Here is a 25,216-nt window from a genome sequence, read left to right as displayed (position 1 = left end):
GGGGCCGAACGTGGCGGGGGTGATTGGCTCGGCGATTGCCGCCGGGGTGATGCTCAAGTACGTGCTGGCGATGTGAATCGTTACCTTTCCCCGGATTGCGCCGTAAACGGCTTATCCGGGCTACCGGATCGCAGACGGCTGTAAACCCGTAGCCCGGGATAAGGCGTCAGCCGCGACCCGGGGATTCTCCCGGAGGCGGCGCTTAACGCGCCTTGTCCGGGCTACCGGATCGCAGACGGCTGTAAACCCGTAGCCCGGGTAAGGCATCAACCGCAAGCCCGGGATACGTAAAACGTCGTATTCCATCTGGATGTGTTCTGAAATCCATAAAACTGTGGGCCGATTCCGCGCCGTCGGTCGCTAAAAAAGAGAAAATGGCCTTTTGATGTCAATTCGCCCAATGTTTAGCCGAAAAATCACGCACTGGTTTGCCCGACGTTCGTTCCAGAACCGCATCTTCCTGTTGATCCTGTTTACCTCGACAATAGTGATGCTGGCGATGTCATGGTATCTCACCAGCATCACGGAAGAGCGTCTGCATTATCAGGTCGGCCAGCGCGCGCTGATCCAGGCGATGCAGATCTCCGCCATGCCTGAGCTGGTAGAGGCGGTCGAAAAGCACGATCTGGCGCGAATTAAAGCGCTTATCGACCCCATGCGATCGTTTTCCGATGCCACCTACATCACCGTCGGTGATGCAAAAGGCCAGCGTCTGTATCACGTGAATCCGGATGAGATCGGCAAATATATGGAAGGCGGAGACAGCGACGAAGCGCTGTATAACGCTAAAAGCTATGTGTCGGTGCGTAAAGGATCGCTCGGCTCTTCATTGCGCGGTAAGTCGCCGATCCAGGACAGCACCGGGAAAGTGATCGGCATCGTCTCGGTGGGCTACACCATCGAACAGTTAGAGAACTGGCTGAGTCTGCAAATCGGATCGCTGATGATCCCGATGGCGATCATGCTGCTCCTGCTGCTCTACTGCGCCCGACGCTTCTCGCTGCATATCAAAAAACAGATGCTGAATATGGAGCCGCAGCAGCTATCACAGCTGCTTATCCAGCAAAGCGTCTTGTTTGAATCGGTCTTCGAGGGACTGATAGCCATTGACTCTCACTACCGAATTACCGCCATCAACCAAACCGCAAGGAGATTATTAAACCTCAGCCAGCCGGAAACTATCCTGATTGGCAAAAGCATCAGCAGCGTGATCTCTCAGGAGACGTTCTTTTATGACGCACCGCAGACAAATAAAAAAGACGAAATTGTCACCTTTAATCAGATCAAAGTGATCGCCAGCCGCATGGCCGTCACGCTCAATAGCGAGCCCCAGGGATGGGTCATTAGCTTTCGTAGTAAAGACGATATCAACACCCTGAGCCTGCAGCTCAGCCAGGTCCAGCAGTATGCGGATAACCTTCGCGCCGTGCAGCACGAGCACCGCAATTTGATCTCCACCATTGCCGGGCTACTGTTTTTGAAACGCTACGATAACGCGCTGGATCTCATTCAGCAGCAGTCTGAAAGCCACCAGAAAGTTCTCGATTTTATCGCCCGTAATTTTAAAGTGAACCATCTTGCCGGGCTGCTGATCGGCAAATATTACCGCGCCAAAGAGCTCGGATTAGAGCTGGTCTTCGATCCCGCCTGTCACGTGGAAACCCTCCCCTCATCGCTTTCGCATAATGAGTGGATCTCGATCGTCGGTAACCTGCTGGACAATGCCTACAATGCCGCCTTACGGCAGCCGGCAGGATCGAAGCAGATCGAGTGCCTGATCAACAGCGAGGGCGGCGAAGCGATCGTCGAGATCGCCGACCAGGGCTGCGGAATTGATGAATCGCTGCGCGATCGTATTTTTGAGCGCGGCGTCACCAGCAGCGACAGCGGCGATCACGGTATCGGGCTATGGCTGGTACGCAGCTACGTCGAGCAGGCGGGCGGCAATATCGTCGTCGACGACAACATCCCTTTTGGCACTATTTTTACTCTTTATATCCCCCTGACCCGAGATGAACACCATGGATAGCATCACAACTCTCATCGTTGAAGACGAACCTATGCTGGCGGAAATTCTGGTGGATACCATCAAGCAATTTCCCCAGTTCGAAGTCATTGGCATTGCGGATAAGCTGGAAAGCGCAAAAAAAATGCTTCGTCTCTATCAGCCCCAGCTGATTCTGTTGGATAACTTTTTGCCCGATGGCAAAGGCCTCGATTTGATCCGTCACGCCGTCAATATCAATTATAAAGGACGTATCATTTTCATCACCGCCGACAACCATATGGATACCATCAGCGAAGCTCTGCGGATGGGCGTTTTCGATTATCTGATTAAGCCGGTTCACTATCAGCGATTGCAGCATACGCTTGAGCGTTTTGCCCGCTATCGCAGCTCCCTGCGCTCGAGCGAGCAGGCGAGCCAGACCCACGTTGACGCCCTTTTCAATATCCAGGCCAAAGAGCACGCGGAAGCCGCCGGCACCGCCCTGCGCGGAATCGATGAAAGCACCTTTAACCGCGTATTACAGCTCTTCACCGACCCGGGGATCGTCCATACCGCAGACTCCCTTGCGCGTATCCTCGGCAGCAGCAAAACCACTGCCCGCCGCTACCTGGAGCAAGGGGTCAAAAACGATTTTCTTGAGGCCGAAATAAGCTACGGTAAAGTCGGCAGACCGGAGCGGATTTATCACGGCAAAAATAGTGAGCACGTTTAAGGATCGCGGAGATGCTTTGTTTAGCATGCATCTCCTTTTATTCGTTTACGCTATAGCGTAGCTAACAATCATCTGGCCTTTTTTCATCTTCACCTGGGTAATGACGACCTCTCCCAGTTCTGACAGGCTGGCCACGTGCGTGCCGCCGCAGGGATAGCTCGGCATATCGCCGAACCCGACCTTGCGCAGACCTTCGGCAAAAGAGATCCGACGCGGTAAATCCTCCGCCTGCCATCCTTCGATCTGCGCCAGCAGGGCGCTGGCTTCGGGCAGTGACGCGTTCGTCCCGGCGGCAAAGGTGATGCGCCCTTCTCCCGGCCAGTGATGCGCCTTAATCGGCCGCCAGCCAAAGCGCTCTCCGGCCTGGCCAATCAGGTGCCCGGCGGAATGTAGCCGAGCGTGCAGCCGTCTCGCGTCCGCGTCCACCCGGATCGCCACCTCGCCGGAGGGTAGCGGCTGCGCAACAATATGCACGATGCTCTCGCCGCGCGCGGCAACGCTCTCGACCGCAAGCTCGCCAATCCAGCCGCGATCCGCTGGCTGTCCTCCGCCCTGCGGATGAAACAGCGTGCGGTCCAGCTCAATGGCATAGCGGCCATCGGCTTCGCCCAGGCAGTTGACGACTCGCGCAGGGCATTCAGTGGCATCGCTGGTGTAATAAAGTCGTTCAGTCATGGTTGTCCTCCTCTCAGTCAGGACAGTATATTGATATTAACGACAGCGATAATCCCGCCGATCATCAATGCAATTTTGCTCTGGAAGCACAAATGAATCTGAACTTACTGCCCGATCTCGCCCTGTTCGTGCAGATTGTCGATCAGGGCAGCTTTTCCGCCGTCGCGCGCCAGACAGGCGCGACGCCTTCCGCCATTAGCCGCAGCGTCTCGCGGCTGGAGCAGGAAATGGGCTGCAAGCTGCTGCATCGCACCACGCGCAAACTGCGCCTTAGCGATGCCGGGAAAACGGTGTATGAACATGCGCTGGAGATGCTGGACTCGGCGCGTCTGGCCATGGATTCCGCCGGCAGCGCCCAGGCGGTGCCGCAGGGTAAGCTCACGCTAAGCGTGCCGAAAGCCGTGGGACGGTTTGTCATTCATCCGCTGATGCTGGAGTTTTTTAGCCGCTACCCGAAGATCGACGTCTGTCTGCGCCTTGAGGATCGGGTTCTCGATTTTATCGATGACGGTATCGATCTGGCGCTGCGCATCACCCATACGCCCTCGCCGGGGCTGCACGGTAAGCCTTTGCTGTCCGTTAGCCATATCGTCTGTGCGACGCCCGGCTACCTGGCGCAATATGGCAGACCGCGAACGCCGCAGGATCTGCGCGAACATAGCTGTATCAGCCTTGGGGAAACGCCCGCCGATTCGCGCTGGAAGTTTCGCCGCGACGGCAAAACGGAGACTATCCAGACCCACGGTCGTTACGCGGCAAACCACACCGCCGTACGCCTTGATGCCGTGAAGCAAAATCTGGGTATCGGCAGCCTGCCGTTGTTTACCGCCCGTGAGGCGCTGGCGAACGGCGAGATTGTGCAGGTTTTACCGGAATGGGAGTTTATCAGCCGCTATTCCGGCCAGCTCTGGCTACTGTGGTCGGGCAATAAGCACATGCCCGCCAGAATGCGGGCAATGATTGATTATCTTAGCGAGAAGATGAAGCCGACAGCAGGCAGCACAGCCATAGCGCAACGTTCGAAAATCACGGATAAGCCGCTATGAATAAAAACGGGGATGCTATATCACCCCCGTTTATTATCTTAATGAGGACTATCGTTTACTGATGGTGGGAAGTTAAGCGTGATTTATTATAATTAATCAGGCTTCCTGCCTTAATAATCTCCCGCTCTGATGAGGTCAGGCCCTCCATGTAAAGCGCGATCTCTTTTATGGGGCGCTCGCGGCTAATGACAAACGCGGTAATATGACCCAGCTCGCTGTCTAAGGCGGATTTTATGCCCGGAATAAAGATAAAATCCCCCACTTCAAATTCGGGTAAGGCTTTCATTTGCAGCGGCAGCATTCCCCAGTTAATCACATTCGAACGATAACGTTTCGTGGCGTATTCCTGCGCAATATTTGCCAGCCCCCCCAGCACGCGCTGGCAGCTGGCCGCTTGTTCTCGTGCTGAACCATCGCCCGGTTTTATCGCATAAACCATACTACCTATTTCCGTCTGCTGCAGGGTGACGCCCTCCTGTCCCGGCAGCTGGCGAATTTGGGTAAAGATGTCCTCAAGTTCAGGATGCAGCCTGCAAGGATTGTCCCCCGCGACGCGCAATTGTTCCAGAGCGGCAATCTCCTTACTGCGGCCAACATAGCCCGGATCGCGCCGTGAGAGGGTAAACTCCGCCAGTCCTGAGGGGTTAGAGCGAAATGATGAGGTTTCTCCCGATGGGATAAGCTCATCAGTAGTCGTCACCGGATCCATGATTTTAGAAGTAACGTTTAAGAGAATATTTTCCGTTAACTCACTCATTTCCGGCCAGTCTTTTATATTGGGTCCATAAATCAGCGATTGCTGGGATGCGCCTTTAATAAGGCCTTGATAGACACGGTTTTTATAGGGTGAAGCGTCAAATTCATATTGCGGTATGTTCTCCCAGCAATCGAGCTCTGACGCCGAGGTCAGAATACCACCGTTGGCAGCCGTCGCCGCAATTGAGCGAGCATCCATCAACGCGACAGCCGACATTTGCCCATTTCCGGGTTTTGAACCTTCCCGGTTTGGGAAATTGCGCGTTGTATGGCGAATGCTCAATCCATTATGCATAGGCGTGTCGCCCGCGCCAAAGCAGGGCCCACAAAATGCGGTACGCATAATCGCGCCAGCGCTTAATAAATCGGTCGTTATCCCTTTTTTGGTCAGATCCATCAGCACCGGCTGGGATGAGGGATATATCGAGAGAGAGAAAACGTTGTCGCCGCAGGAGTGATGCTTTAAGGCATTTGCCGCTTCAACTACGTTGACGTAATTCCCGCCGGCACAACCGGCAATAATTCCCTGCTGGATCCGGAGCTTACCCTTTTCGACTTTATCCAGCAGGGAGAGTTTTGCGCGCCCAAGCGAAATTTTTTCGGATTCCATTTCGACTTCATGCAAAATATCCGGCAAGTTCTCCTTCAGCGTATCAATTTCATAGACGTTGGCGGGATGAAAAGGTAAGGCGATCATCGGTTTGATAGCGCTTAAATTGACTTCTATACAACCATCGTAATAAGCCATATCGGATGCTGAGAGCGAACAATAGTCTTGCTCCCTGCCATGAACGCGCAAGTAGCTTCGAGTCTCTTCATCGGTTTGCCAGATAGACGATAAGCAGGTGGTCTCCGTCGTCATGACATCAACACTGTTGCGGAAATCGGTAGACATTGTCGCCACCCCCGGTCCCACAAACTCCATTATCTTGTTTTTCACATAACCGCGCCGGAACACCGCGCCAATTATCGCCAGGGCAATATCCTGAGGCCCCACGCCAGGGCTGGGTTTACCTGTCAAATACACCGCAACAACCTCGGGATAATCAATATCCCAGGTCCCTCCCAGCAGTTGCTTAACTAACTCGCCGCCCCCCTCGCCGACGGCCATCGTCCCTAAAGCGCCATAGCGGGTATGGCTGTCCGAGCCCAGCACCATCTTGCCACCGCCGGCCATCATCTCGCGCATATATTGATGAATAACGGAAATATGCGGCGGAACATAAATCCCGCCGTACTTTCTGGCCGAAGATAAACCGAATATATGATCATCACTATTAATGGTACCGCCGACCGCACATAGCGAATTATGACAATTAGTTAATACGTAAGGCAGTGGAAAACGCTGCATTCCAGACGCTTTAGCGGTTTGGATTATCCCCACAAATGTAATATCGTGTGAGGCCATACAATCAAATTTTATTTTTAACTTGCGGTGATCGCCTGAAGTATTATGGGCGGAGAGGATCGACCACGAAATCGTGCCTTTACGCGCCTCCTGCTTGTCCACCGGGAAGGAAGGATGACCAACAGGGATAATACCATGCTGGTGTGATATACATACTCCATGGCCATACAGTTTTATCATGACATATATCCTTATATAAAAAACAAGGTCTGACAGAATAGCAACACTTTTTAATCACTACCGTTATCGGCTAATAAAATGGAAAAAACACAGGCAATAAAATAAAGCTGACGATTACCGATATAACAATAAGCGGCAATCCGGTTTTAACGTAATCAATAAACTTATAGCCACCCGCAGAAAAAATCATCATATTGGCGGGCGTACCCACAGGGGTTGCATACGCACACGAGCAGCCAATAACTATAGCCATTAATACCGCCCGGGGATCGGCCCCCATCGAATGCGCAATAGATAGACCAATCGGCATTAATAAAGAGGCGGTTGCCGTATTGGACATGAAGTTTGTTAACACACAGGAGATGAGCAATACCGCGCTTAAAAGTAAGAAGGGGGAAGCGTGATTACCCAGTTGTTCAATCATTGCACGCGCCATGATCGCACCAGCGCCGGTGGTTTCCAGCGCTTTTGCTAATGCCAGCGTTCCGCCGAACAGGAAAATGGTCTGTGAATCAATGGCCTGGTATGCCTGTTTTTCAGTAATCACCCGGGTGACAATCAGCGTTAAAGCGCCAATTGAGCCAACAATAGCAATCGGCAATCCAATCTGTTCTTCGAAAATCATGCCGGATACGGTTGCGATTAGTACCGACAGCGCAATCACCTGCTTGTATTTCGGGCACGCTATCTTGCGCATACTTTCAGTGCGTTGCTGGTGTAGCGTACTTTTTTGCGGTAATAGTCGGTAGCCTATCGTGACAAAATAGAGAATACCGCAAGCCAGCATCGGAATACCCAGCTTAGCATATTCAAAAAAACCAAAACGTTGGCCAACCTGCTCCAGCGCCGACTGTGCAATCAGATTTCCTGGGGAACCGATAAGCGACAAATTTCCCCCCAACGCAGAGGCAAAGGCCAGGGGCATAAGCAGACGTGACTGGGCATAACCTGATTTTATCGCTGCGCCGATCACAACAGGTATTAACACTGCAGCCGTTCCGGTATTCGATAAAAATCCAGAAAGGGTCCCACACACTAACATAATAATGACTATCAGCTGTTTTTCTGTACGCGCATAGCGTGTCACGATACCGCCAATTTTATCGGTTACGCCGGTTTCGAATAAAGCCCCGCCTACCACAAACATAGCCACAAATAAAATAACATTCTGATTAATAAAACCTGCAAAAGCAGTTTTGACATCGAAGACCCCGGTGACAACCAGAGTAATACAAACAATCATGGCAGTTACAGCTAATGGTATTTTTTCCCAAACGAACATGACGATCGAAAAAACCAATAGCGACAACGTAATCGTAACTGGAGACATAAATATATTGCACCTCACCTTGTTAAAGGTCATATAATAATATTTGCGATCATGTGAGTTTTTTCATACTTAAATCATTAAACTCCAGGTAAGATAATAACCACATGGCAATGGCATCATCTACAATTGTCCTGGGCATCAACCGATGCCCAGAGATTCACGACATTCTTTCTCAGTAACGACTTAAATCATCCCGGATGATATGAGTATTTCCCACCACCATACCCCGAGGGTGATGTGCAAGAGGAATGTCAGTACCGCCAGTATTCCACCTATAATCCACCAGGATTTGATATCGTTATAACCCACACCAAAAATAACTGGTCCCGCCGCGCCACCATAGTGAGTGACCATTCCGCCATAAGAATTGCTGAATAATAGCGCGAGTGCGGTGAGGGTTATCGGTGCACCAGATACATTCGCCAGCATGGCAAAGACCGGAACCATAGCGACGATATAAGCGCTTCCCGAGGCGAAGAAATAACGAACCAGTATGCTCAAGGCGACAATAACAATAAAGGCTATATTACCGTGACCATCAAATGAAATATTATTTTTTAATAAATCAGCCAGCCACACGAAAAAGCCAACTTTTGATAATAACGAGCTTAAGCCAATAATCCCACCGTACCAAATGAGCGTATTCCAGCCGCCTTTATTTTTTATCACATCATCCCAGGTTACGATTTTCAGCACTAACATCAAGGCCATGACGCAGATAGCAACGGTTGACTCATTAACCCCCAGGGCGCTGCTGAACACCCAACCGCCCAGTGCCAGAACAAAGAGGCAAGAGAGCATCTTTTCACGCAGGGTCATGGGTCCCAAAGCTTCGATGCCCGTTTTGGCGATCTTTTTATTATCAACCCGCTTTAATTCCGGCGGATAAAGCTTGTAGGTAATCAGCGGCGTCAGCAGCAGCATAATGATACCAGGTAATCCTGCGGCCAGCGCCCAGCCACCCCAGCTTAATTTGATGTGGCAGATATCTTCAATCATCTTCAGCGCAAGAATATTGCCGGCCATTGCGGTAAAGAACATATAGCTGGTTGTTTTCGTCACCATATAGATGTTCAACATAAGATAGTGACCAACTCGCTTTGCGCTGTGCTCCGGCTCCGAGCCAAGGGCGACTGCGACGCTATTAATGATCGGTAAAACAATCCCCCCAGCACGTGCTGTATTCGATGGCGTTGCGGGGGCCAGGATCAGGTCAAGGAAGGCGGTTACATAGCCAAGGCCCAACGTTGTACTACCAATTTTTCCGATAAGAAAATAAGCAATTCTTTTACCTAGCCCGGTAATAACAAAAGCTGCACTCAGAGTAAATGCGGAGAAAACTAACCAGGTGGTGCCGGATGAATATCCGCTTAATACGCTGGCGGCTTTTACCGAACCATCACCCAGATTGCCGGTGACCACCATTGATGCGGCGACGGCAATCAGCAGTACCACAGGCTCTGAAAAGGGTTTAATGACTAACCCCACAATGGCTGCCAGATAAATGCCTGATAAAACCCAGGCAAGTGTTGATAATCCTTGCGGCGCCGGGAATAAACTCATGAGTAACGGTATTGCTATTATAACCAGCAGCTTCCATAACTTATTCTTTTGCATTTCCATTCCTTAGCTGTACTCAATATTTAAGGATGCTTGTGGAACGCATTCACATAGCTCCCCGCCTCAATCCACGGTAATTTTTCGTTAAGGAGGGGACTCGGTATTTAGTCGGCAATATAAACCGAGCCGGAAAGAATCTTCCGTGCCGTGCGAATAACAGAGGCGCGGATCGCTTCAGGGGCTTCGGTCGTATTACTTAAGTCGACCGCAATACTCCCGCTGGGGTGCTCGATTTTAACGATGCCATCACCAGACAATTTCGTCAGTTCATTAGCAATCGTTCCCGGAATAATACATGCACTCGCCAGGCCGATAGCGCCGGTAATCGCCAACGATTTATGGCAACTGTGGGGCATAAAATATCGAACATTTAAATTTCCGCCGCTAAGCGCAGGAGAAATCAGAACCGGTTTCGGGATAACCATATTTGTCACATCGCCAAATCCCATCGCCTTTCCCGCTTGTCGCCGAATAGACTCCAGCGATTCTAAAAGCGCTGTGTCCCGGTCTAATTCGCAGGCAGATTCATAACCGGTTTTTCCCAGGCTCTGAGCTGGAATCACGACCATCGGCATTGCCATGTCAATACAGGTGACTTGCGCATTATCAAATACGTCCAGCCGATTCCCGGTAGGGAAAAGCTGGCCGGATTTTGCACCCGCAGAATTCAAAAAGGTTAATGCAACCGGTGCGGCACGGCCGGGAACGCCGTCTATCTGCGTATCGCCGTCGTAGATAACCTTTCCCTCAGGCGTTTGAATGTCAGCCTCAATAAAAGTATTGGTGTTCACATTCCTTATGCGCACTCTCGTGACCGGAGAATCCGCTTTAATTAACCCCTGTTCTATTGCGAATCCCCCTACAGCACACAGCATATTTCCGCAGTTCGGCGTGGTATCGACCCGCCGTTCGTTGACGATAACCTGAACAAACAGATAATCAATGTCCGCTTTTTCACTAACAGATCGACTAATAATGGCCACTTTGCTGGTTTGTGGGCTTCCACCGCCAATTCCGTCAATTTCCAGCTCATGGCCCGATCCCATGATGGATAACAGGAAGTCATTACGTTGGTTAATATCCTTTGGTAAATCATCCGCTAATAAAAAGGCGCCTTTGGATGTTCCACCACGCATTAATACACAGGGAATGCTCTTCATAGCAAGTTCCTCACCCGATAAAACATAGAAGAATTAAACGAAATGCCTTGTGAATTTAATTTGCTTTATGCTGTTTAAGTTTTTTATTTACTTAATTCACCTGCTACATCATTCACGTCAGGCATTTTACAAATTCATTCTACTTGCAAGATTTTTACCGGTTGATAAAATTTCGCCATAAGAGTTATTCCTGCCAGGAATTAATAAAAGTGCCATTACCGATTAATAATCACTTGTCATCTACTTAGAGAAACACTTATTAGGCCCTACGGAGCAATAATGAAAAATGAACTATCCGGGATGAAAGCCTTTGTCACAGTTGCAGAGCTAGGCTCTTTTAGTAAAGCCGCCGAACAATTAAATCTTACGCAACCGGCATTAACTAAGAAGATAAAAAAAATAGAGAGTAATCTGGATATTGCGCTGTTCGAACGAACGACGCGAAAGATTGCGCTGACGCAAGCCGGAAAAATGCTTCTCCCAAGAGCTAAATCTTTGATCTCCGGCCTTGATGCGGCAATATTTGACCTTAACGATTTAACGTCTCAATTGCATGATACGGTTACGCTATCCTGCATTCCTACTGCCGTATTTTATTTTTTACCGCGCGCTATCGTGCAATTTAATCAAAGTTACCCCAACATCAAAGTACGAATTTATGAACAAGGTATTGAAACCTGTATGGACTCGGTACGAAAAGGCGATGTTGATTTTGGTATAAACATGAACTTCATCACACATCCGGATATCGATTTCATTCCCCTGGTGAACGAGCCTTTTGTTCTGGCCTGCCGGCAAGATCATCCTCTGGCAACCAGGAAACTGGTCGAATGGCGGGAGCTTGTTAGCCAGACGTTAATCGGCGTCAGGAAATCAAGCGGCAATAGACAGTTGATCGAGAAATGCCTGGCGGATAAACCCTGGCAGCTGAGCTGGTTTTATGAAGTCAGACATTTGTCGACCTCGCTCGGCCTTGTCGAAGCAGGCCTCGGAGTCTCCGCACTCCCTTGTCTGGCAATGCCCCACGGAGAGAGCGCCGTGGTGAGCGTCCCGCTTGTGGAGCCGGTCATCAGACGCACGCTGGGTATGATTCGCGTAAAAAACAGGCCTCTTTCCGCAGCGGCAGAGCGCTTAGCTTCCCTGCTACTGATGATGTGGACGGATGAAGCGGGCACGCTCTGGCGCAACGTCGTGGATTCAACGCAGAAAACCTGAAAGCCATGCCGGCCGCTTCATCGCCAGATTAGGGCGCTAAAGCAATCACCTCCGCTGCCCAGCGCTGAAAACCTTCTACATCCAGACCCAGCGCCACCTGCACGTTTGCCGGTTGGCCCAGTTTGCCTTCGATATCGACCACCGTCGTTCCCGAGGTCCAGGTTCCCTGGGTTTCTACCGTCACAAAACAGGGCTTGAGGGTGAAGAGCTGCGGACGAACCAGCCAGGCAATCGCGCACAGGTCATGCATACGCAGGCCGCTGCTCATGCTCCCGCTCCGGTAGTGGCTAAATAGCGCATGCAGCATCTTCCCGGTCTGATTCAGCGTCGGTAGCGTAGCAAGGTAGTCCGGAGCCAGCATCGCCTCGTTGGTGACATCCAGCCCGCACATCACAATCTCCAGCCCGCTATGGAAAACTTTCGCCGCCGCTTCCGGGTCGATAGCGATATTGAACTCCGCATTCGGCGTAAAGTTACCGCGCCCGGCGGAACCGCCCATGATAACCAGCCGACGGATATTAAAACGGCATTCGGGATACTGGGTCAGCAGAAGCGCGATATTGGTTAGCGGGCCAATCGCCACCAGGGTCATCGGCTCCGGAGCGTGCATCAGCGCATCGCGGATCGCCTGAAATGCCGGTTTTGCCAGCGGCTGACGGTTATGTTCCACGAAATCGTAGCCTTCCATCCCGGATTCGCCGTGTACGGAGGCGGCGTCGCGCAGCGGGCGGACCAGCGGCATAGAGGCGCCTTGAGCCAACGGAACATCGGCGTTCCAGAAATGCAGGAGCTGCAGGGCGTTGCGGGTGGTTTTCTCCACGGATACGTTCCCCGCTACCGTGGTCATCAGCTGTAGGTCCAGCTCGGGAGCGAACAGCGCCGCGGTAATCGCTGCGGCGTCATCAATGCCGGGATCGGTATCCAGAATGATAGGTAAGCGCATAGTTTCTCCATAAAAAATGCCAGACGTTAAGCCTGGCATCTTCTCATACTGCGGGGAAAAAGAACTTACTCTACTTCACGGACGTCTACGCGCAGCTCTTTCGGCACTTCGAAAACAATGTTCTCTTCACGGCCTTCCAGCGGCACCGCTTCGCCGCCGCCCAGCTCCTGCAAACGCGAAATCACGTTCTGTACCAGAATATCCGGCGCCGATGCGCCTGCGGTTACGCCGACGCAGGTTGCGTCTTTCACCCAGGCTTCCTGGATATCGGTCGCATCATCGATCAGATAGGCAGCTTTCCCCATCCGCTGGGCCAGTTCGGCCAGACGGTTAGAGTTCGAGGAGTTCTTCGACCCCACCACCAGCACTACGTCAGCCTGCCCGGCCAGCGCGCGGACGGCCTCTTGCCGGTTTGTCGTCGCATAGCAGATATCATCTTTGCGCGGCCCGACGATTTTCGGGAACCGTTCGCGCAGGGCGTCAATCACGTCGGAGGTATCATCAACGGAGAGCGTCGTCTGAGTCATAAACGACAGCTTAGCGTCGTTTTTCACATCCAGCTTCCAGACGTCATTCGGCGATTCCACCAGGTACATCCCCCCCTGCGGGTTACTGTACTGGCCCATGGTGCCTTCAACTTCCGGGTGACCGGCGTGACCAATCAGGATCGACTCTTCCCCCCGACGGCTGGCACGAGCAACTTCCATATGGACTTTGGTCACCAGCGGGCAGGTAGCGTCAAAAACCGTCAGATCGCGGCTTTTCGCCTCGTTGCGTACGGCCTGAGAGACGCCGTGGGCGGAGAAAATCAGGATCGCGCCGTCCGGCACTTCGCTAATCTGCTCGATAAAAATAGCGCCGCGTTGACGCAGGCTGTCGACAACATAGCGGTTGTGCACGACTTCATGACGCACGTAGATCGGCGCGCCATATAGCGTCAGCGCGTTTTCAACAATGCTGATAGCGCGGTCAACGCCTGCGCAGAAGCCGCGCGGGTTAGCCAACAGAATCTGCATGTTACCCCTCCAGCGCCGGATCGATCTCCAGCACTTCAACATCAAAATGAACGGTACGCCCGGCCAGCGGATGGTTGAAATCAACGGTAATCGAATCGCCGTTTACTTCACGGATCACGCCGGGCATTTCGCTGCCATCCATTGCGGTAAAGAGCATAATCGCGCCGACTTCCGGCTCGCCCGCATCAATAAATTCCCGACGCGAGAAATATTGGATCAGGTCCGGGCTCGGTACGCCAAACGCGGCGTCCGGCTCCAGCGAAAAGGTGGTTTTATCCCACTCTTTTAGCCCCAGCAGATGCTGTTCCAGACCTTCAGACAGGGAAGTATCGCCCAGACGAAAGAGCGCCGGTTTACCGTTGTTGCGGGTTGACTCTGCGGTGGAGCCATCGTCGAGCTTTAAGGTGAAGTGCACCAGCACCGCACTGTTGCTCTGTACTGATTTAGACATGCAGGTTGCTCACTAGTTTTGTCCGGTGACGCTGGCGCTGAACGGGCCTACGGAGAACGTAGACCCGTGCAAACGTCGCGCCGCCCGGCGGGTATTGTTACGCCTGTTTCTTCGCAGCCGCGTTCGGCAAGAAGCCTTCCAGCACAATCAGCGCCGCGCCGATACAAATAGCGGTATCGGCAAGGTTGAAGGTGGCGAAATGCCAGTCCCCGACGTAGAAATCGATCATATCGACGACAAAACCATGCCAAAGCCTGTCGAATAAATTGCCCAACGCGCCGCCAATAATCAGCGCATAGGCAATGTTATTCAGCTTTTGCGTCGCCTTAGAGCGATACATTAGCACCGCAAGGATCACGCAGATACCGATAGCGATACCGGCGAAGAACCAGCGCTGCCAGCCGCCACTGTCGGCGAGGAAGCTAAAGGCCGCGCCATAATTACGCGCATAATGCAGATTAAGCGATGGGAACAGCGATACCGTATCCCCCAGAGCGAAGTTCTGGAGGATCAGGAATTTGCTGCCTAAATCGATAATCAGCACGGCTACGACGACCCAGAGCCAGCGTAGCCCCGTTGAACTAATCGGTTTACTCATCAGGCAAATTTACGTTTTTCGCCGTCACCGGCGATGTTGCTGACACAGCGTCCGCAGATATCCGCGTGTTCCGCCACCTTGCCGATGTCCGTCGTGTAATGCCAGCAGCGCGGGCACTTATCACCTTCGGCTTTGCTCAGCACGACTTTCAGGCCTTTCAGCAGCTCACTCTGCCATGCGTCGGCCGGAGCCTGCGCATAATCGGCAACTTTCGCCCCTGAGGTCAACAGGACAAATCGCAATTCGTCGCCCAGCGCGTTGAGCTTCGCCGCGAGATCGGCATCGGCATACAGCGTTACCGCCGCTTCCAGAGAGCCACCCACCTGCTTGTCAGCACGCGCCTGTTCGATAACCTTGTTGACTTCGCCGCGCACTTTCAGCAGCTCGTCCCAGAAACCATCGTTCATCGCTTCGTCGTCGGCCAGGCCAAACAGACCGGTGTACCATTCGCCGGTAAAGACGTATTTCTCGCGGTCGCCCGGCAGGTAACCCCAGATTTCGTCAGCGGTAAAGGACATGATCGGCGCCATCCAGCGTACCAGCGCTTCGGCAATGTGGTACAGCGCGGTCTGGCAGCTACGGCGCGCGACGCTGTCCGCCTTGGTGGTGTACTGACGGTCTTTAATGATATCAAGCCAGAACGAACCCATTTCAATGGAGCAGAAGCGCATCAGACGCTGCACGACTTCGTGGAAATCGTAAGATTCATAGGCTTTGACGATATCGTCCTGCGCCGCTTGCGCGCAGCCTACTGCCCAGCGGTCCAGCACGACCATCTCTTCCGGTCTCACCATATCTTTAGCCGGATCGAAGCCATTGAGGTTCGCCAGCAGGAAGCGCGCGGTGTTACGGATACGACGATAGCTGTCGGCGGCGCGTTTAAGGATCTCGTCGGAGACCGCCATTTCGCCGGTGTAGTCGGTGGAAGCCACCCACAGACGCAGAATATCCGCGCCCAGTTTGTTCATCACATCCTGCGGAGAGACGGTGTTGCCGATAGACTTGGACATCTTGCGGCCCTGGCCATCAACGGTAAAGCCGTGGGTCAGCACCTGGCGGTAAGGCGCTTTGCCCTTCATCGCGGTAGAGATCATCAGGGATGACATGAACCAGCCGCGGTGCTGGTCAGAACCTTCGAGATACATATCGGCGGCGTGACCGGCAAATTCCGGACGCACGTCAACAACGGAGGAGTGGGTCGATCCGGAGTCAAACCACACGTCCAGCGTATCCGGCACCTTCTCATAGCTATCGGCCTCGGCGCCGAGGATGTCGCGGGAATCGAGATCCCACCACGCCTGAATGCCGTCGATCTCAACGCGTTTCGCCACTTCTTCCATCAGTTCGAGAGTACGCGGATGCAGCTCCTGCGTCTCTTTATGCACGAACAGCGACATCGGTACGCCCCAGGTACGCTGACGGGAAATACACCAGTCAGGACGGTTGGCGACCATCGATTCAATACGCGCCTGGCCCCAGTCAGGGATCCACTGCACGCCTTTGATTTCGGCAAGCGACTGCGCGCGCAGGCCTTTCTGATCCATGCTCACGAACCACTGCGGCGTGGCGCGGAAGATGATCGGCGTTTTGTGACGCCAGCAGCACGGGTAGCTGTGCTGCATTTTCTCTACGTGCAGCAGCGCGCCTTTTTCAGACAGCAGCGCAACGACAATATCGTTGGCTTTAAACACGTTTACGCCATCCAGCGTCGGGTAAGTTCCCGGCAGATAGGCGCCGTCCGGACCGACCGGGTTAGCGACTTCCAGGCCATATTTTTGACCGATGACATAGTCATCCGGGCCGTGGCCTGGCGCGGTATGTACCGCACCGGTACCCGCGTCCAGAGTGACGTGATCGCCCAGGATCGCCGGGACGTCGAAATCGAGGAACGGATGCTTAAAGCGCATCAGCTCCAGCTCGGCGCCGTTTACCACCGCAAGGATAGTGTAATCAGCAATGCCGGCGCGTTTCATGACGCTGTCGACCAGATCTTTCGCCAGGATCAGCGCCTGGCCGTCAACCTGCACCAGCGCATAGTCAAACTCCGGGGACAGGGAGATGGCGCGGTTCGCTGGCAGGGTCCACGGGGTGGTGGTCCAGATAACCAGAGAAACCGGACCGTTAACGTCGGCCACGCCGAATTTCGCCAGCACCGCCGCTTTATCGGTCGCGTGGAACGCCACGTCGATGGACGGAGAAGTTTTGTCGTAATACTCAACTTCCGCTTCCGCCAGCGCGGAACGGCAGTCTACGCACCAGTGCACCGGCTTAGCGCCTTTGTGCAGATGGCCGTTGCCGATGATTTTACCCAGCGCGCGGATGATGTTGGCTTCCGTTTTGAAGTCCATGGTCAGGTACGGGTGCGACCAGTCGCCGAGCACGCCCAGACGGATAAAGTCTTTGCGCTGCCCGTCAACCTGAGTGGCGGCATATTCGCGGCACTTGGCGCGGAACTCGGCGGCGGTGAATTTCTCGCCCGGCTTGCCGTATTCCTGCTCTACCTTCAGCTCGATTGGCAGACCGTGACAGTCCCAGCCCGGTACGTACGGAGAGTCATAGCCCGCCAGCCCTTTGGACTTAACGATAATGTCTTTCAGAATCTTGTTAACCGAGTGACCAATATGAATGCTGCCATTCGCATAAGGAGGGCCATCATGCAGAATGAAGGTTTTTTTGCCTTTTTTGGCTGCACGAATGATGCCGTACAGGTCATCATCGGTCCAACGCGCCAGCATTCCCGGTTCACGCTTGGCGAGGTCGCCGCGCATCGGGAACCCTGTTTCCGGCAAATTCAGGGTCGATTTATAGTCACTCATCAGATTCTCGGTTCCGTATTTCGGTTTGATAAACACCGTCAGGGTTATGCCTGCCCGGTTAGCCCAAAGAAGTCGCGGGCCGTTAACTCATCACGTGCGATTTGCGCTTTTAGCTCATCAAGCGACGCAAATCGCTGCTCGTTACGTATTTTTTTACGCAGTATTACATCTATATGGCGACCGTAGAGGTCCATTACAACATCCAGGAGATGGACTTCCAGCTGCTGACGCACGCCGGACACCGTTGGACGAGTACCAATGTTGGCGACGCCCATAAAAGGTTTGTCGCCAAGCCCTGTCACTTCTACCGCATAGACCCCTTTAACCGGGGAAACCTGACGACGCAGCGGTAAATTCGCCGTCGGGAAACCTATTGTGCGCCCGAGTTCATCACCGTGCACAACGCGGCCGGAGATGGTAAACGGATGCCCCAGCAGCGTCTCCGCCAGGGGCAGATCGTCGTCTGCCAGCGCCTGGCGCACCGCGGTGCTGCTGATGCGCACGCCGCCTTCACAGAAGGTTTGGGTGCTGGTGACGTCAAAGCCGTACTCCACGCCGGCTTTTTGTAATAACAAGAAATCCCCCTGGCGACCTGCGCCAAAGCGGAAATCATCGCCAACGGCGAGGAACTGAACGCCCAGCTGGCGGACCAGCAGTTCGCTGATAAAGTCCTGGGCGGTCAATGCCGCGAAGCGCCGATCGAAACGCACGCACAGGACGTAATCGACGCCGCTTTCAGCCAGATAGTTCAGCTTCTCACGCAGGCGCGTTAAACGTGCCGGCGCTTTATCGGCGGCAAAAAGCTCAAGCGGCTGCGGCTCAAAAATCATCACCACCACCGGTAAGCCACGCTGGCGACCTTCTGCGCGCAAACGCTGCAATAATGCCTGGTGCCCGCGATGCACGCCGTCAAAATTTCCAATGGTCAGCACGCACCCGTGCGGGGCCTGACTGAGATTATGTATGCCGCGTATCAGCTTCATGTCTGGCTCAAAACAGTGAAAATCGTCCGAGTATACCTTGTACAACTGGCGACGTTAACCAGCGATTGCACCTCTTCACCGAAAGATCCCGGGAATTCATTCACTCAGCGCGAGATTGCGGGAAAATCTCTCCGGCGTCGTCGATTTTTATGGTTGAAAGGCTGTATTCGCCTGCAACAAGCTGGTAGAATCTTGCGCCATCACTACGTAATGAAGCGTTGTTCGTTTAAACGACGCTTATTTGCACAAATCCATTGACAAAAGAAGGCTAAACGGGCATTCTCCTCGGCCTTTGAATTGTCCATATAGAACACATTTGGGAGTTGGACCTTGGCTAATATCAAATCAGCTAAGAAGCGCGCCGTTCAGTCTGAAAAGGCCCGCAAGCACAACGCTAGCCGTCGCTCTATGATGCGTACTTTCATCAAGAAAGTATACGCAGCTATCGAAGCTGGCGACAAAGCTACTGCACTGAAAGCATTTAACGAAATGCAACCAATCGTGGACCGTCAGGCTGCTAAAGGTCTGATCCACAAAAACAAAGCTGCGCGTCATAAAGCAAACCTGACCGCTCAGATCAACAAACTGGCTTAATCGTCTGCTTGTTGTCGCTTTGTAAAAAAACCCGCGAAAGCGGGTTTTTTTATGTCTGTCGTCTATCGCTCAAAGCGTCAACCATCGCGCTTCTGGCGACTATTGCTTTGCCGAACCGCCAGAAACAGCGCTGTCCTGGGCCTGCGGCGGCGTAAAGAGCGCCGAATAGTCGCGATGACAAATACGCTGCACCGCCGGATGCTGGATCATTCGTTCAGCGAAGATCGCGTGATACTCTTCCATGACGTTGTCCATCCGTCCGATCTCAACTATCGACTCATCGCTATAGAAATCATGCGCATACAGCGTCGGGGCAACGAATATCGCATTATGCGCCGCGCCGAAGGCTTTCATCAACGCCGCATCGTCAAACTCGCCGAGGATTTCCACCTGCAATCCCTGCGAGTTAAACCAGTTGAGCAGCTTGCGCCCTAACATCGAACGACGGCCAGGGATCAGTAAGCGACGCTCTTCCAGACAGGCCGGGAACGGCTTTTTCGGCGACGGATTCATGCACCAGAAGCTGACGCTGCATTCGCCAATTTTCACTGAAAACAGCCCTTCCTGCTGGGTTGAATCAATAGGGCAGTCGGAAATAATCATATCGAGCTTATGCTGGCTAAGCTGCTCCAGCAGCATTTCGTGGGTCGATTCGAAACAGCGTAAATGGATCTGTTCATTATCGACAACGGCAGCATCCAGTACCCCGCTCACCAACCTTTTCGACAGCGCGTCCGCGACGCCGACGTCAAACAGCAGATTCGACTCTTTACGATAGTTAACGATATCGAGCATTTCCTGGCTCAGCGTAAACATGCGATCCGCATAGCGGAAAACCAACTCGCCTAATTCGCTGGGCTCCAGCCCTCTTCCTTTTCGCTTGAACAACTTCCCCTGCAGGCGCTCTTCCAGCGCCTTAATTTGCCCGGTAATGGTCTGCGGCGTCAGGAACAGCGCTTCCGCCGCGCCAACAACGGAGCCTTCTTTATAGACATGCCAGAAGTAGTACAGATGGTTGTAGTTGATATGCGACATGCTTCTCTCCCTGATAATGTCCAGGAGAGCCGTAGCGGCTCTCCGTGAGATGTTAAGCCGCGTAGCCCGAATCCGTTACGCGCTTACGCAGTATGATGTATCCCGTGACTGCCGATAATATCGATCCAATCAGGATGCCAAGCTTGGCCCAGTTGATCAATCCGGGGTCGACGCTGCCGAAGGCCAGGGTGGCAATAAAAATCGACATTGTGAAGCCAATCCCACATAGAATGCCGACCGCCATAATTTGCTTGCAGGTTGTCCCTTCCGGCAACGAGGCCCATTTCAGCTTCAGCGCCAGCCAGCAGAATACGCTAATTCCCAATGGCTTACCGATAAACAGCCCGGCAATAATACCTAACGGCAGCAGCGAGGTCAGCCCTTCTACCGTGACGCCCTGCAAAGAAACGCCCGCGTTAGCGAAGGCGAACAGCGGCAGGATCAGGAAGGCCACCCACGGATGCAGCACGTGCTCAAGCTGCTTCGCCGGCGATTTACCGTTCTGCTCTTTTAGCGGGATCATAAAGCCGACAATGACGCCAGCCAGCGTAGCGTGAACCCCCGACTTCAGCACCGCAGTCCAGAGTATGGCGCCGACCAGAATATAGATCCCGGTACGCCGTACGCCGCTCAGATTCAGCGCCGCCAGCACCATAATGGCGCCGGCAGCGACAACCAACGACACCACGGAAAGATCGTGCGTGTAGAACAACGCAATAATAATAATGGCGCCCAGATCGTCGATGATGGCCAGCGCCATCAGAAAGATCTTCAGCGCAGCGGGAACCCGATTGCCCAGCAGCGCCAGTACGCCCAGCGCGAAGGCAATATCGGTCGCAGCCGGAATCGCCCACCCTTCTCTGGCAATCGCATCCTGGCCGTTAAATGCCAGATAGACTAACGCCGGAACCACCATGCCGCCCAACGCCGCGACGACCGGAAATACGGCCTGGCGACGGCTGGCCAACGCGCCCTGTTTCATCTCGCGCTTTACTTCCAGACCTATAAGCAGGAAAAATACCGCCATCAGCGCGTCGTTTATCCACAACAGCATGTTCTTGTTGATCTCTAACGCGCCTACGCGCAGCTGAACGGGCGTCTCCAGAAAAGAGCGATACAGGCCGCTGGTCAGGCCCGTATTGGCTAATAGCATCGCCATAGCGGCGGCGAAGATGAGGATTATCCCCCCGGATGCCTCGCTATGAAAAAAACGCTGTAGATGTTTCACTTTTACCTCACCTTATCGGCAAACAACTCGATAAAAGTATAATACAGACGCAAATACATCGAAAAAAGTAGGTTTAAATTGCCGTTAAGATCGTTTTTTACGAATGTACGCCCGTCAAATACTGACCGGGTTAACCGGGCAGTGAAGTTTAAAAAGGCAGGCAGGAAAGACGGTTGTTATATTCATATTTCAAATGATTTAGCGCAGACGTCACGTTGGCAGGCGACATCCTGGTGAGCCAGGGAAGGAAAGGATGGCGATAAATATAGTCTATAAATTCGCTGGCGCTTCGCAGGGTCGCATGCCGTAACAGGCCGGTTTTCTTACTTCCGGTCAGGTTACAAACGGCCATGGCGTAGTCCCGCGTGGAGAATGTTCGCCAGACATTGTTGCGGATCCCGCCGCTGTAGAACAGTCGCGGTGGCATTTCGCCCTGAGGGGGGTTTACACCGCGTTCTCTGACGAATGAGATATGGCAGCGCCCCTGCCGGACCTGCGCCAGGTTTGCCATCATACATCCGCCAAGGATGAAACACTCATGATCGAGATAATGCTGCACATTTAGCGAACGCTCATCGGTTAACATTCGCACCAGTTCAAAATGTCGATAGGCCGGCAATACGGGTTTAACCAGCATACCTCGCACATGCCGGTGCAACGTTCCCGGCCCGTAATCAATATCAAACAGCGCGCCACGACGCCGCATAGTGAGCATTTCTTTGCGTTGCACGAGATACGCCAGCGTGCCTGGGGGCAGTCGTTCTTCATATTGCGATTGATACTGATACGCCGGCTCAACCGGGCGTGGAGTATAGTTCGTCGAGATAGCCACCACTTTACCGCTTTTTTCCTCAGCGGTGACCAGCACATATAGCCGATTCTCTCCACCGTTAAAACCAAGGCTAAACGCCCGGGTGGTGAGAACAATATCAAACGCCGGAAAGTCAAAAGCGCGCTCCGCCAGGTCCGCGCGATAAGAGAGGTTAGCTAATTCGCGGCCTAATGTAGTGTTATCGATAGCCAGTAGAGTGCGAATATCGTTAAGCGAGCTGCCTTGCTGGATGAGAGCGGCAAGCTCCTGCTGGCGAGGCGTGAGGGTCAGGCTGTCCGGTATCACGAAGGTCTTGCTGCAGTCGCGACATGCCATACGCCGCTCGCCCTGCGCCGAGTAGCCGTAGCGTTTTAGAGAAACGCTGCCGCATCCCGGACACTGCTTAACCAGCCCCTTCCATCCCTGGTTTACCGTGCGGCGAAAAGCGTTAAGGGAAATCGCCGAAATGGGCGGAAAGAGAAAGCCGCATTCCCGGCACAGGATATTTTCTCCCTGACGAAGGTAATCAGGGCTATTAAGCACGCCAAGATTTTTACAACCGGGCGTTTTGCAACTATTAACATTAACGTCGTTAAACATATTCACTCACTGCGAATATTTCCCTCGGGCCTCGCTGATTTTATCACTATTATTTCTCCAGGGTAAAAGCGCGTTATCACCCTTTTTTTGATTATGAGTAACGGTTCAGGTTATTGCAGCCTCTGTCTATCCGCCGATGCGGGCCAATAAAAATACCTGATTCAACGTCAGAACGCTGAATCAGGCAGGTATGGCGCCAGGTAGCATACGATTATGGTATGCTAATATTTCATCAGCCCCATGTCACCGGCGTCGGTTTATCGCCGCGGGCTTTCATCAATGAATCATTATCGATGTCATTTTTATATTTCAGAAACTCAGCGAACATCCGCTGCTCAATTTCGGGCTGCTTACCGATTTGATTTAGCGTTTCTGCGCGATCCTGCTTCAGATTATAGAGGTATTTAGCCTTACCTTCGCGATCAATAATCATTTTCCAGTCGCCGTCGCGAATCGCCCATTCATCGGTCGGATCGTCCTGGAACGGCATATCGATACCGAAAATCAGCGGTTTTTCCCGCTTGAACGCTTGCTTCTCCAGTACCGGTACGATTGACTGGCCGTCATAGGTACGGTCCTTCGGCAGAGGGAAGTTCATCATCTGCGCCAGCGTCGGCATCCAGTCCAGACCCGACATCGGCGTTTCTGAGACCATCCCCTGCGGAATATGGTGACCATATTTGATAATCGCCGGGACGCGAATTCCGCCTTCCCACAGGTTATCTTTACGACCCCGCAGCCCATCCGTTTCACCAGCAAGGTTCAGCTCATAAACTTTTCGCGCTTCGCGGGTAACCGGGCCGTTATCGCTGGTAAAAATTACGATCGTGTTATCTTCTTCACCCATTGCTTTAATCTTGTCGAGCACTTTCCCTACCTGAGCATCCATATAGCTGATGTTGGCATAGTACTCACCGGCGCCGCGCCAGGGCTTATCCGCCCAATCACCGTAGAACAGATCCGGGTGCTGCTTCGCATAAGCGCTGATATAAGGCGCGTACATATCGAGATATTTCTTCGGCGAGGCCAGCGGGCTATGCACTTCGGTAAAGGCGACGTAGAGGAAGAAGGGGTTGTTATCTTTCTTCTTATCCAGCCAGTTGACGACTTCCGAACTCACCAGCTCGCCGCTGAACGTCTTCGCGCGACCGATAGGTTTCTCGTTGCGGGTAAAACCGGTGGGATAGACCATGCCGTAGCGAGGACGCTCTTTGGCGTTATCCAGCGTTGAGTCGCTCACGAACCCGGCGGTATTGACCAGCCTGTAGTCAAAGCCCATGTCCTTCGCCTGCGGCTGGTCGGTACGATCGCCGCCGGCGTTGAGATGGAGTTTGCCCATAATCGCCGTATCGTAACCCTGCTGCTTCAGCAGATTCGCAATCGTCAGCTCGTTACGGCCTAAGGCAACATTTTTCCCCTCCGGGATCCACGATCTAATGCCCGTACGAAACGGCATGCGGCCGGTCAACAGGCCCGCCCGCGAAGGTGAGCAGAGCGGCGCCGGAGCATAATAATCGGTGAACTTCACCCCTTCCTGAGCCAGCTTATCAATATTGGGCGTTTTGACGATTTGATGCCCATAGGCGCCCAGGTCACCATAGCCTAAATCATCTGCCAGAATGATGACCAGATTGGGATGTTTAGCATCAGCGGCATAAACAGAATGCATGGCGCTACCTGCGCATAATGCCAGGCCAATCAGGCCGGCAACACATGTTTTTTTCATGTTAATCCCTCAGAAAAAAATTTAAAAATTGATAACGCAACATATAACGCATTTAATCCCATAAGCCCTCTGGCCAGATGTATTATTGCTCTCTCACCAGCCTATAATTGCAGATATTCATGGGAGTAAAATTGATGTATCCATAGCCAAACCGGCCAATCGGGAAAGAAGTATCAATCGAAAAGAAAATGATATTAGTGATTGAAATCTCACATAGCAACGGCATAAAAACTCATGCAAAAAGGGTGTCAATGGATGTTGTTAATAACCACATAAATGAATGTTTCTGTTGCAGAGAATATTCT

The 25,216-nt window shown here is 52.8% G+C and carries 20 protein-coding genes and 1 pseudogene; 6 read left to right on the top strand and 15 right to left on the bottom strand.

Annotated features, from left to right (window positions below; translation table 11 throughout):
• The 3 genes and pseudogenes from K2184_RS19135 to citB all read left to right on the top strand — a co-directional run.
• Positions 1-76, top strand: a pseudogene (locus tag K2184_RS19135) (sodium ion-translocating decarboxylase subunit beta); the annotation flags it as partial.
• Between the two features lie 324 nt (positions 77-400).
• Complete coding sequence (citA, locus tag K2184_RS19130) at positions 401-2,029, top strand: citrate sensor histidine kinase CitA (protein ID WP_004108293.1); 1,629 nt, start codon at positions 401-403, stop codon at positions 2,027-2,029.
• A complete protein-coding gene (citB, locus tag K2184_RS19125) occupies positions 2,022-2,720 on the top strand; it encodes a citrate response regulator transcription factor CitB (RefSeq protein WP_004108295.1) in 699 nt (232 codons plus the stop codon). Before citA ends, citB begins: the two co-directional genes overlap by 8 nt.
• A gap of 45 nt (positions 2,721-2,765) precedes the next feature.
• Here citB and K2184_RS19120 read toward each other — a convergent pair whose 3' ends face one another.
• On the bottom strand, positions 2,766-3,395 hold the full coding sequence (locus tag K2184_RS19120) for a hypothetical protein (RefSeq protein ID WP_004108297.1): 630 nt from the start codon (positions 3,393-3,395) through the stop codon (positions 2,766-2,768).
• Positions 3,396-3,487: 92 nt separating this feature from the next.
• On the opposite strand from K2184_RS19120, the gene K2184_RS19115 reads away from it, so the two are divergent.
• A complete protein-coding gene (locus K2184_RS19115) occupies positions 3,488-4,441 on the top strand; it encodes a LysR family transcriptional regulator (RefSeq protein WP_004110488.1) in 954 nt (317 codons plus the stop codon).
• Between the two features lie 55 nt (positions 4,442-4,496).
• Here the strand turns inward: K2184_RS19115 and K2184_RS19110 are convergent, their stop codons facing one another.
• The 4 genes from K2184_RS19110 to K2184_RS19095 form a co-directional block, all read right to left on the bottom strand.
• Positions 4,497-6,785 (bottom strand): hydratase, encoded by a 2,289-nt coding sequence (locus tag K2184_RS19110; RefSeq protein WP_049128442.1) that lies wholly within the window; start codon positions 6,783-6,785, stop codon positions 4,497-4,499.
• A 70-nt stretch (positions 6,786-6,855) separates the two neighbouring features.
• Positions 6,856-8,115 carry an SLC13 family permease gene (locus tag K2184_RS19105; protein ID WP_024273715.1) on the bottom strand — a complete coding sequence of 420 codons (1,260 nt, stop codon included), beginning with the start codon at positions 8,113-8,115 and terminating at the stop codon, positions 6,856-6,858.
• Positions 8,116-8,298: 183 nt separating this feature from the next.
• On the bottom strand, positions 8,299-9,732 hold the full coding sequence (locus K2184_RS19100) for an anion permease (RefSeq protein ID WP_004108306.1): 1,434 nt from the start codon (positions 9,730-9,732) through the stop codon (positions 8,299-8,301).
• A gap of 107 nt (positions 9,733-9,839) precedes the next feature.
• Positions 9,840-10,895: a 4-oxalomesaconate tautomerase gene (locus K2184_RS19095; RefSeq protein WP_004108309.1), complete on the bottom strand. Its 1,056-nt coding sequence runs from the start codon at positions 10,893-10,895 to the stop codon at positions 9,840-9,842.
• Positions 10,896-11,174: 279 nt separating this feature from the next.
• On the opposite strand from K2184_RS19095, the gene K2184_RS19090 reads away from it, so the two are divergent.
• Positions 11,175-12,110, top strand: coding sequence for a LysR family transcriptional regulator (locus K2184_RS19090; protein WP_004108311.1), 936 nt, complete (start codon positions 11,175-11,177; stop codon positions 12,108-12,110).
• 28 nt (positions 12,111-12,138) lie between these two features.
• On the opposite strand, the gene rihC is transcribed toward K2184_RS19090, so the two are convergent.
• From rihC to ribF, 6 genes are all read right to left on the bottom strand, one after another.
• Positions 12,139-13,053, bottom strand: a complete 915-nt coding sequence (gene rihC, locus K2184_RS19085; protein WP_049128441.1) for a ribonucleoside hydrolase RihC — start codon at positions 13,051-13,053, stop codon at positions 12,139-12,141.
• A 65-nt stretch (positions 13,054-13,118) separates the two neighbouring features.
• A complete protein-coding gene (gene ispH, locus K2184_RS19080) occupies positions 13,119-14,069 on the bottom strand; it encodes a 4-hydroxy-3-methylbut-2-enyl diphosphate reductase (protein ID WP_004108315.1) in 951 nt (316 codons plus the stop codon).
• 1 nt (position 14,070) lies between these two features.
• A complete protein-coding gene (gene fkpB, locus K2184_RS19075) occupies positions 14,071-14,520 on the bottom strand; it encodes an FKBP-type peptidyl-prolyl cis-trans isomerase (RefSeq protein WP_368082962.1) in 450 nt (149 codons plus the stop codon).
• Positions 14,521-14,617: 97 nt separating this feature from the next.
• Positions 14,618-15,118 carry a signal peptidase II gene (gene lspA, locus K2184_RS19070; protein WP_004108317.1) on the bottom strand — a complete coding sequence of 167 codons (501 nt, stop codon included), beginning with the start codon at positions 15,116-15,118 and terminating at the stop codon, positions 14,618-14,620.
• Complete coding sequence (ileS, locus tag K2184_RS19065) at positions 15,118-17,934, bottom strand: isoleucine--tRNA ligase (RefSeq protein ID WP_123830143.1); 2,817 nt, start codon at positions 17,932-17,934, stop codon at positions 15,118-15,120. Before ileS ends, lspA begins: the two co-directional genes overlap by 1 nt.
• 44 nt (positions 17,935-17,978) lie before the next feature.
• A complete protein-coding gene (gene ribF / locus K2184_RS19060; protein ID WP_004108323.1) occupies positions 17,979-18,917 on the bottom strand; it encodes a bifunctional riboflavin kinase/FAD synthetase in 939 nt (312 codons plus the stop codon).
• Positions 18,918-19,247: 330 nt separating this feature from the next.
• Between ribF and rpsT the strand changes: the two genes are divergently transcribed.
• Positions 19,248-19,511: a 30S ribosomal protein S20 gene (gene rpsT / locus K2184_RS19055; protein WP_003018940.1), complete on the top strand. Its 264-nt coding sequence runs from the start codon at positions 19,248-19,250 to the stop codon at positions 19,509-19,511.
• A 99-nt stretch (positions 19,512-19,610) separates the two neighbouring features.
• On the opposite strand, the gene nhaR is transcribed toward rpsT, so the two are convergent.
• From nhaR to K2184_RS19035, 4 genes are all read right to left on the bottom strand, one after another.
• Positions 19,611-20,546 (bottom strand): transcriptional activator NhaR, encoded by a 936-nt coding sequence (gene nhaR / locus K2184_RS19050; RefSeq protein ID WP_163524575.1) that lies wholly within the window; start codon positions 20,544-20,546, stop codon positions 19,611-19,613.
• 52 nt (positions 20,547-20,598) lie between these two features.
• Positions 20,599-21,774 carry a Na+/H+ antiporter NhaA gene (nhaA, locus tag K2184_RS19045; RefSeq protein WP_016809073.1) on the bottom strand — a complete coding sequence of 392 codons (1,176 nt, stop codon included), beginning with the start codon at positions 21,772-21,774 and terminating at the stop codon, positions 20,599-20,601.
• A 148-nt stretch (positions 21,775-21,922) separates the two neighbouring features.
• Positions 21,923-23,185, bottom strand: a complete 1,263-nt coding sequence (locus K2184_RS19040) for an IS1/IS1595 family N-terminal zinc-binding domain-containing protein (protein ID WP_049128440.1) — start codon at positions 23,183-23,185, stop codon at positions 21,923-21,925.
• A gap of 232 nt (positions 23,186-23,417) precedes the next feature.
• A complete protein-coding gene (locus tag K2184_RS19035) occupies positions 23,418-24,911 on the bottom strand; it encodes a sulfatase family protein (RefSeq protein ID WP_004108345.1) in 1,494 nt (497 codons plus the stop codon).
• Positions 24,912-25,216: the final 305 nt, after the last annotated feature.

It is taken from the genome of Klebsiella sp. K5-306 (genome assembly GCF_051835185.1).
Classification (GTDB): Bacteria; Pseudomonadota; Gammaproteobacteria; order Enterobacterales; family Enterobacteriaceae; genus Klebsiella; species Klebsiella oxytoca.
This window is presented reverse-complemented; position numbering and strand designations above follow the sequence as displayed.

Coding starts and splice junctions, on each gene's coding strand:
- citA (WP_004108293.1), top strand. CDS start 401: ATGTTTAGCCGAAAAATCACGCACTGGTTTGCCCGACGTTCGTTCCAG.
- citB (WP_004108295.1), top strand. CDS start 2,022: ATGGATAGCATCACAACTCTCATCGTTGAAGACGAACCTATGCTGGCG.
- K2184_RS19120 (WP_004108297.1), bottom strand. CDS start 3,395: ATGACTGAACGACTTTATTACACCAGCGATGCCACTGAATGCCCTGCG.
- K2184_RS19115 (WP_004110488.1), top strand. CDS start 3,488: ATGAATCTGAACTTACTGCCCGATCTCGCCCTGTTCGTGCAGATTGTC.
- K2184_RS19110 (WP_049128442.1), bottom strand. CDS start 6,785: ATGATAAAACTGTATGGCCATGGAGTATGTATATCACACCAGCATGGT.
- K2184_RS19105 (WP_024273715.1), bottom strand. CDS start 8,115: ATGTCTCCAGTTACGATTACGTTGTCGCTATTGGTTTTTTCGATCGTC.
- K2184_RS19100 (WP_004108306.1), bottom strand. CDS start 9,732: ATGCAAAAGAATAAGTTATGGAAGCTGCTGGTTATAATAGCAATACCG.
- K2184_RS19095 (WP_004108309.1), bottom strand. CDS start 10,895: ATGAAGAGCATTCCCTGTGTATTAATGCGTGGTGGAACATCCAAAGGC.
- K2184_RS19090 (WP_004108311.1), top strand. CDS start 11,175: ATGAAAAATGAACTATCCGGGATGAAAGCCTTTGTCACAGTTGCAGAG.
- rihC (WP_049128441.1), bottom strand. CDS start 13,053: ATGCGCTTACCTATCATTCTGGATACCGATCCCGGCATTGATGACGCC.
- ispH (WP_004108315.1), bottom strand. CDS start 14,069: ATGCAGATTCTGTTGGCTAACCCGCGCGGCTTCTGCGCAGGCGTTGAC.
- fkpB (WP_368082962.1), bottom strand. CDS start 14,520: ATGTCTAAATCAGTACAGAGCAACAGTGCGGTGCTGGTGCACTTCACC.
- lspA (WP_004108317.1), bottom strand. CDS start 15,118: ATGAGTAAACCGATTAGTTCAACGGGGCTACGCTGGCTCTGGGTCGTC.
- ileS (WP_123830143.1), bottom strand. CDS start 17,934: ATGAGTGACTATAAATCGACCCTGAATTTGCCGGAAACAGGGTTCCCG.
- ribF (WP_004108323.1), bottom strand. CDS start 18,917: ATGAAGCTGATACGCGGCATACATAATCTCAGTCAGGCCCCGCACGGG.
- nhaR (WP_163524575.1), bottom strand. CDS start 20,546: ATGTCGCATATCAACTACAACCATCTGTACTACTTCTGGCATGTCTAT.
- K2184_RS19040 (WP_049128440.1), bottom strand. CDS start 23,185: ATGTTTAACGACGTTAATGTTAATAGTTGCAAAACGCCCGGTTGTAAA.
- K2184_RS19035 (WP_004108345.1), bottom strand. CDS start 24,911: ATGAAAAAAACATGTGTTGCCGGCCTGATTGGCCTGGCATTATGCGCA.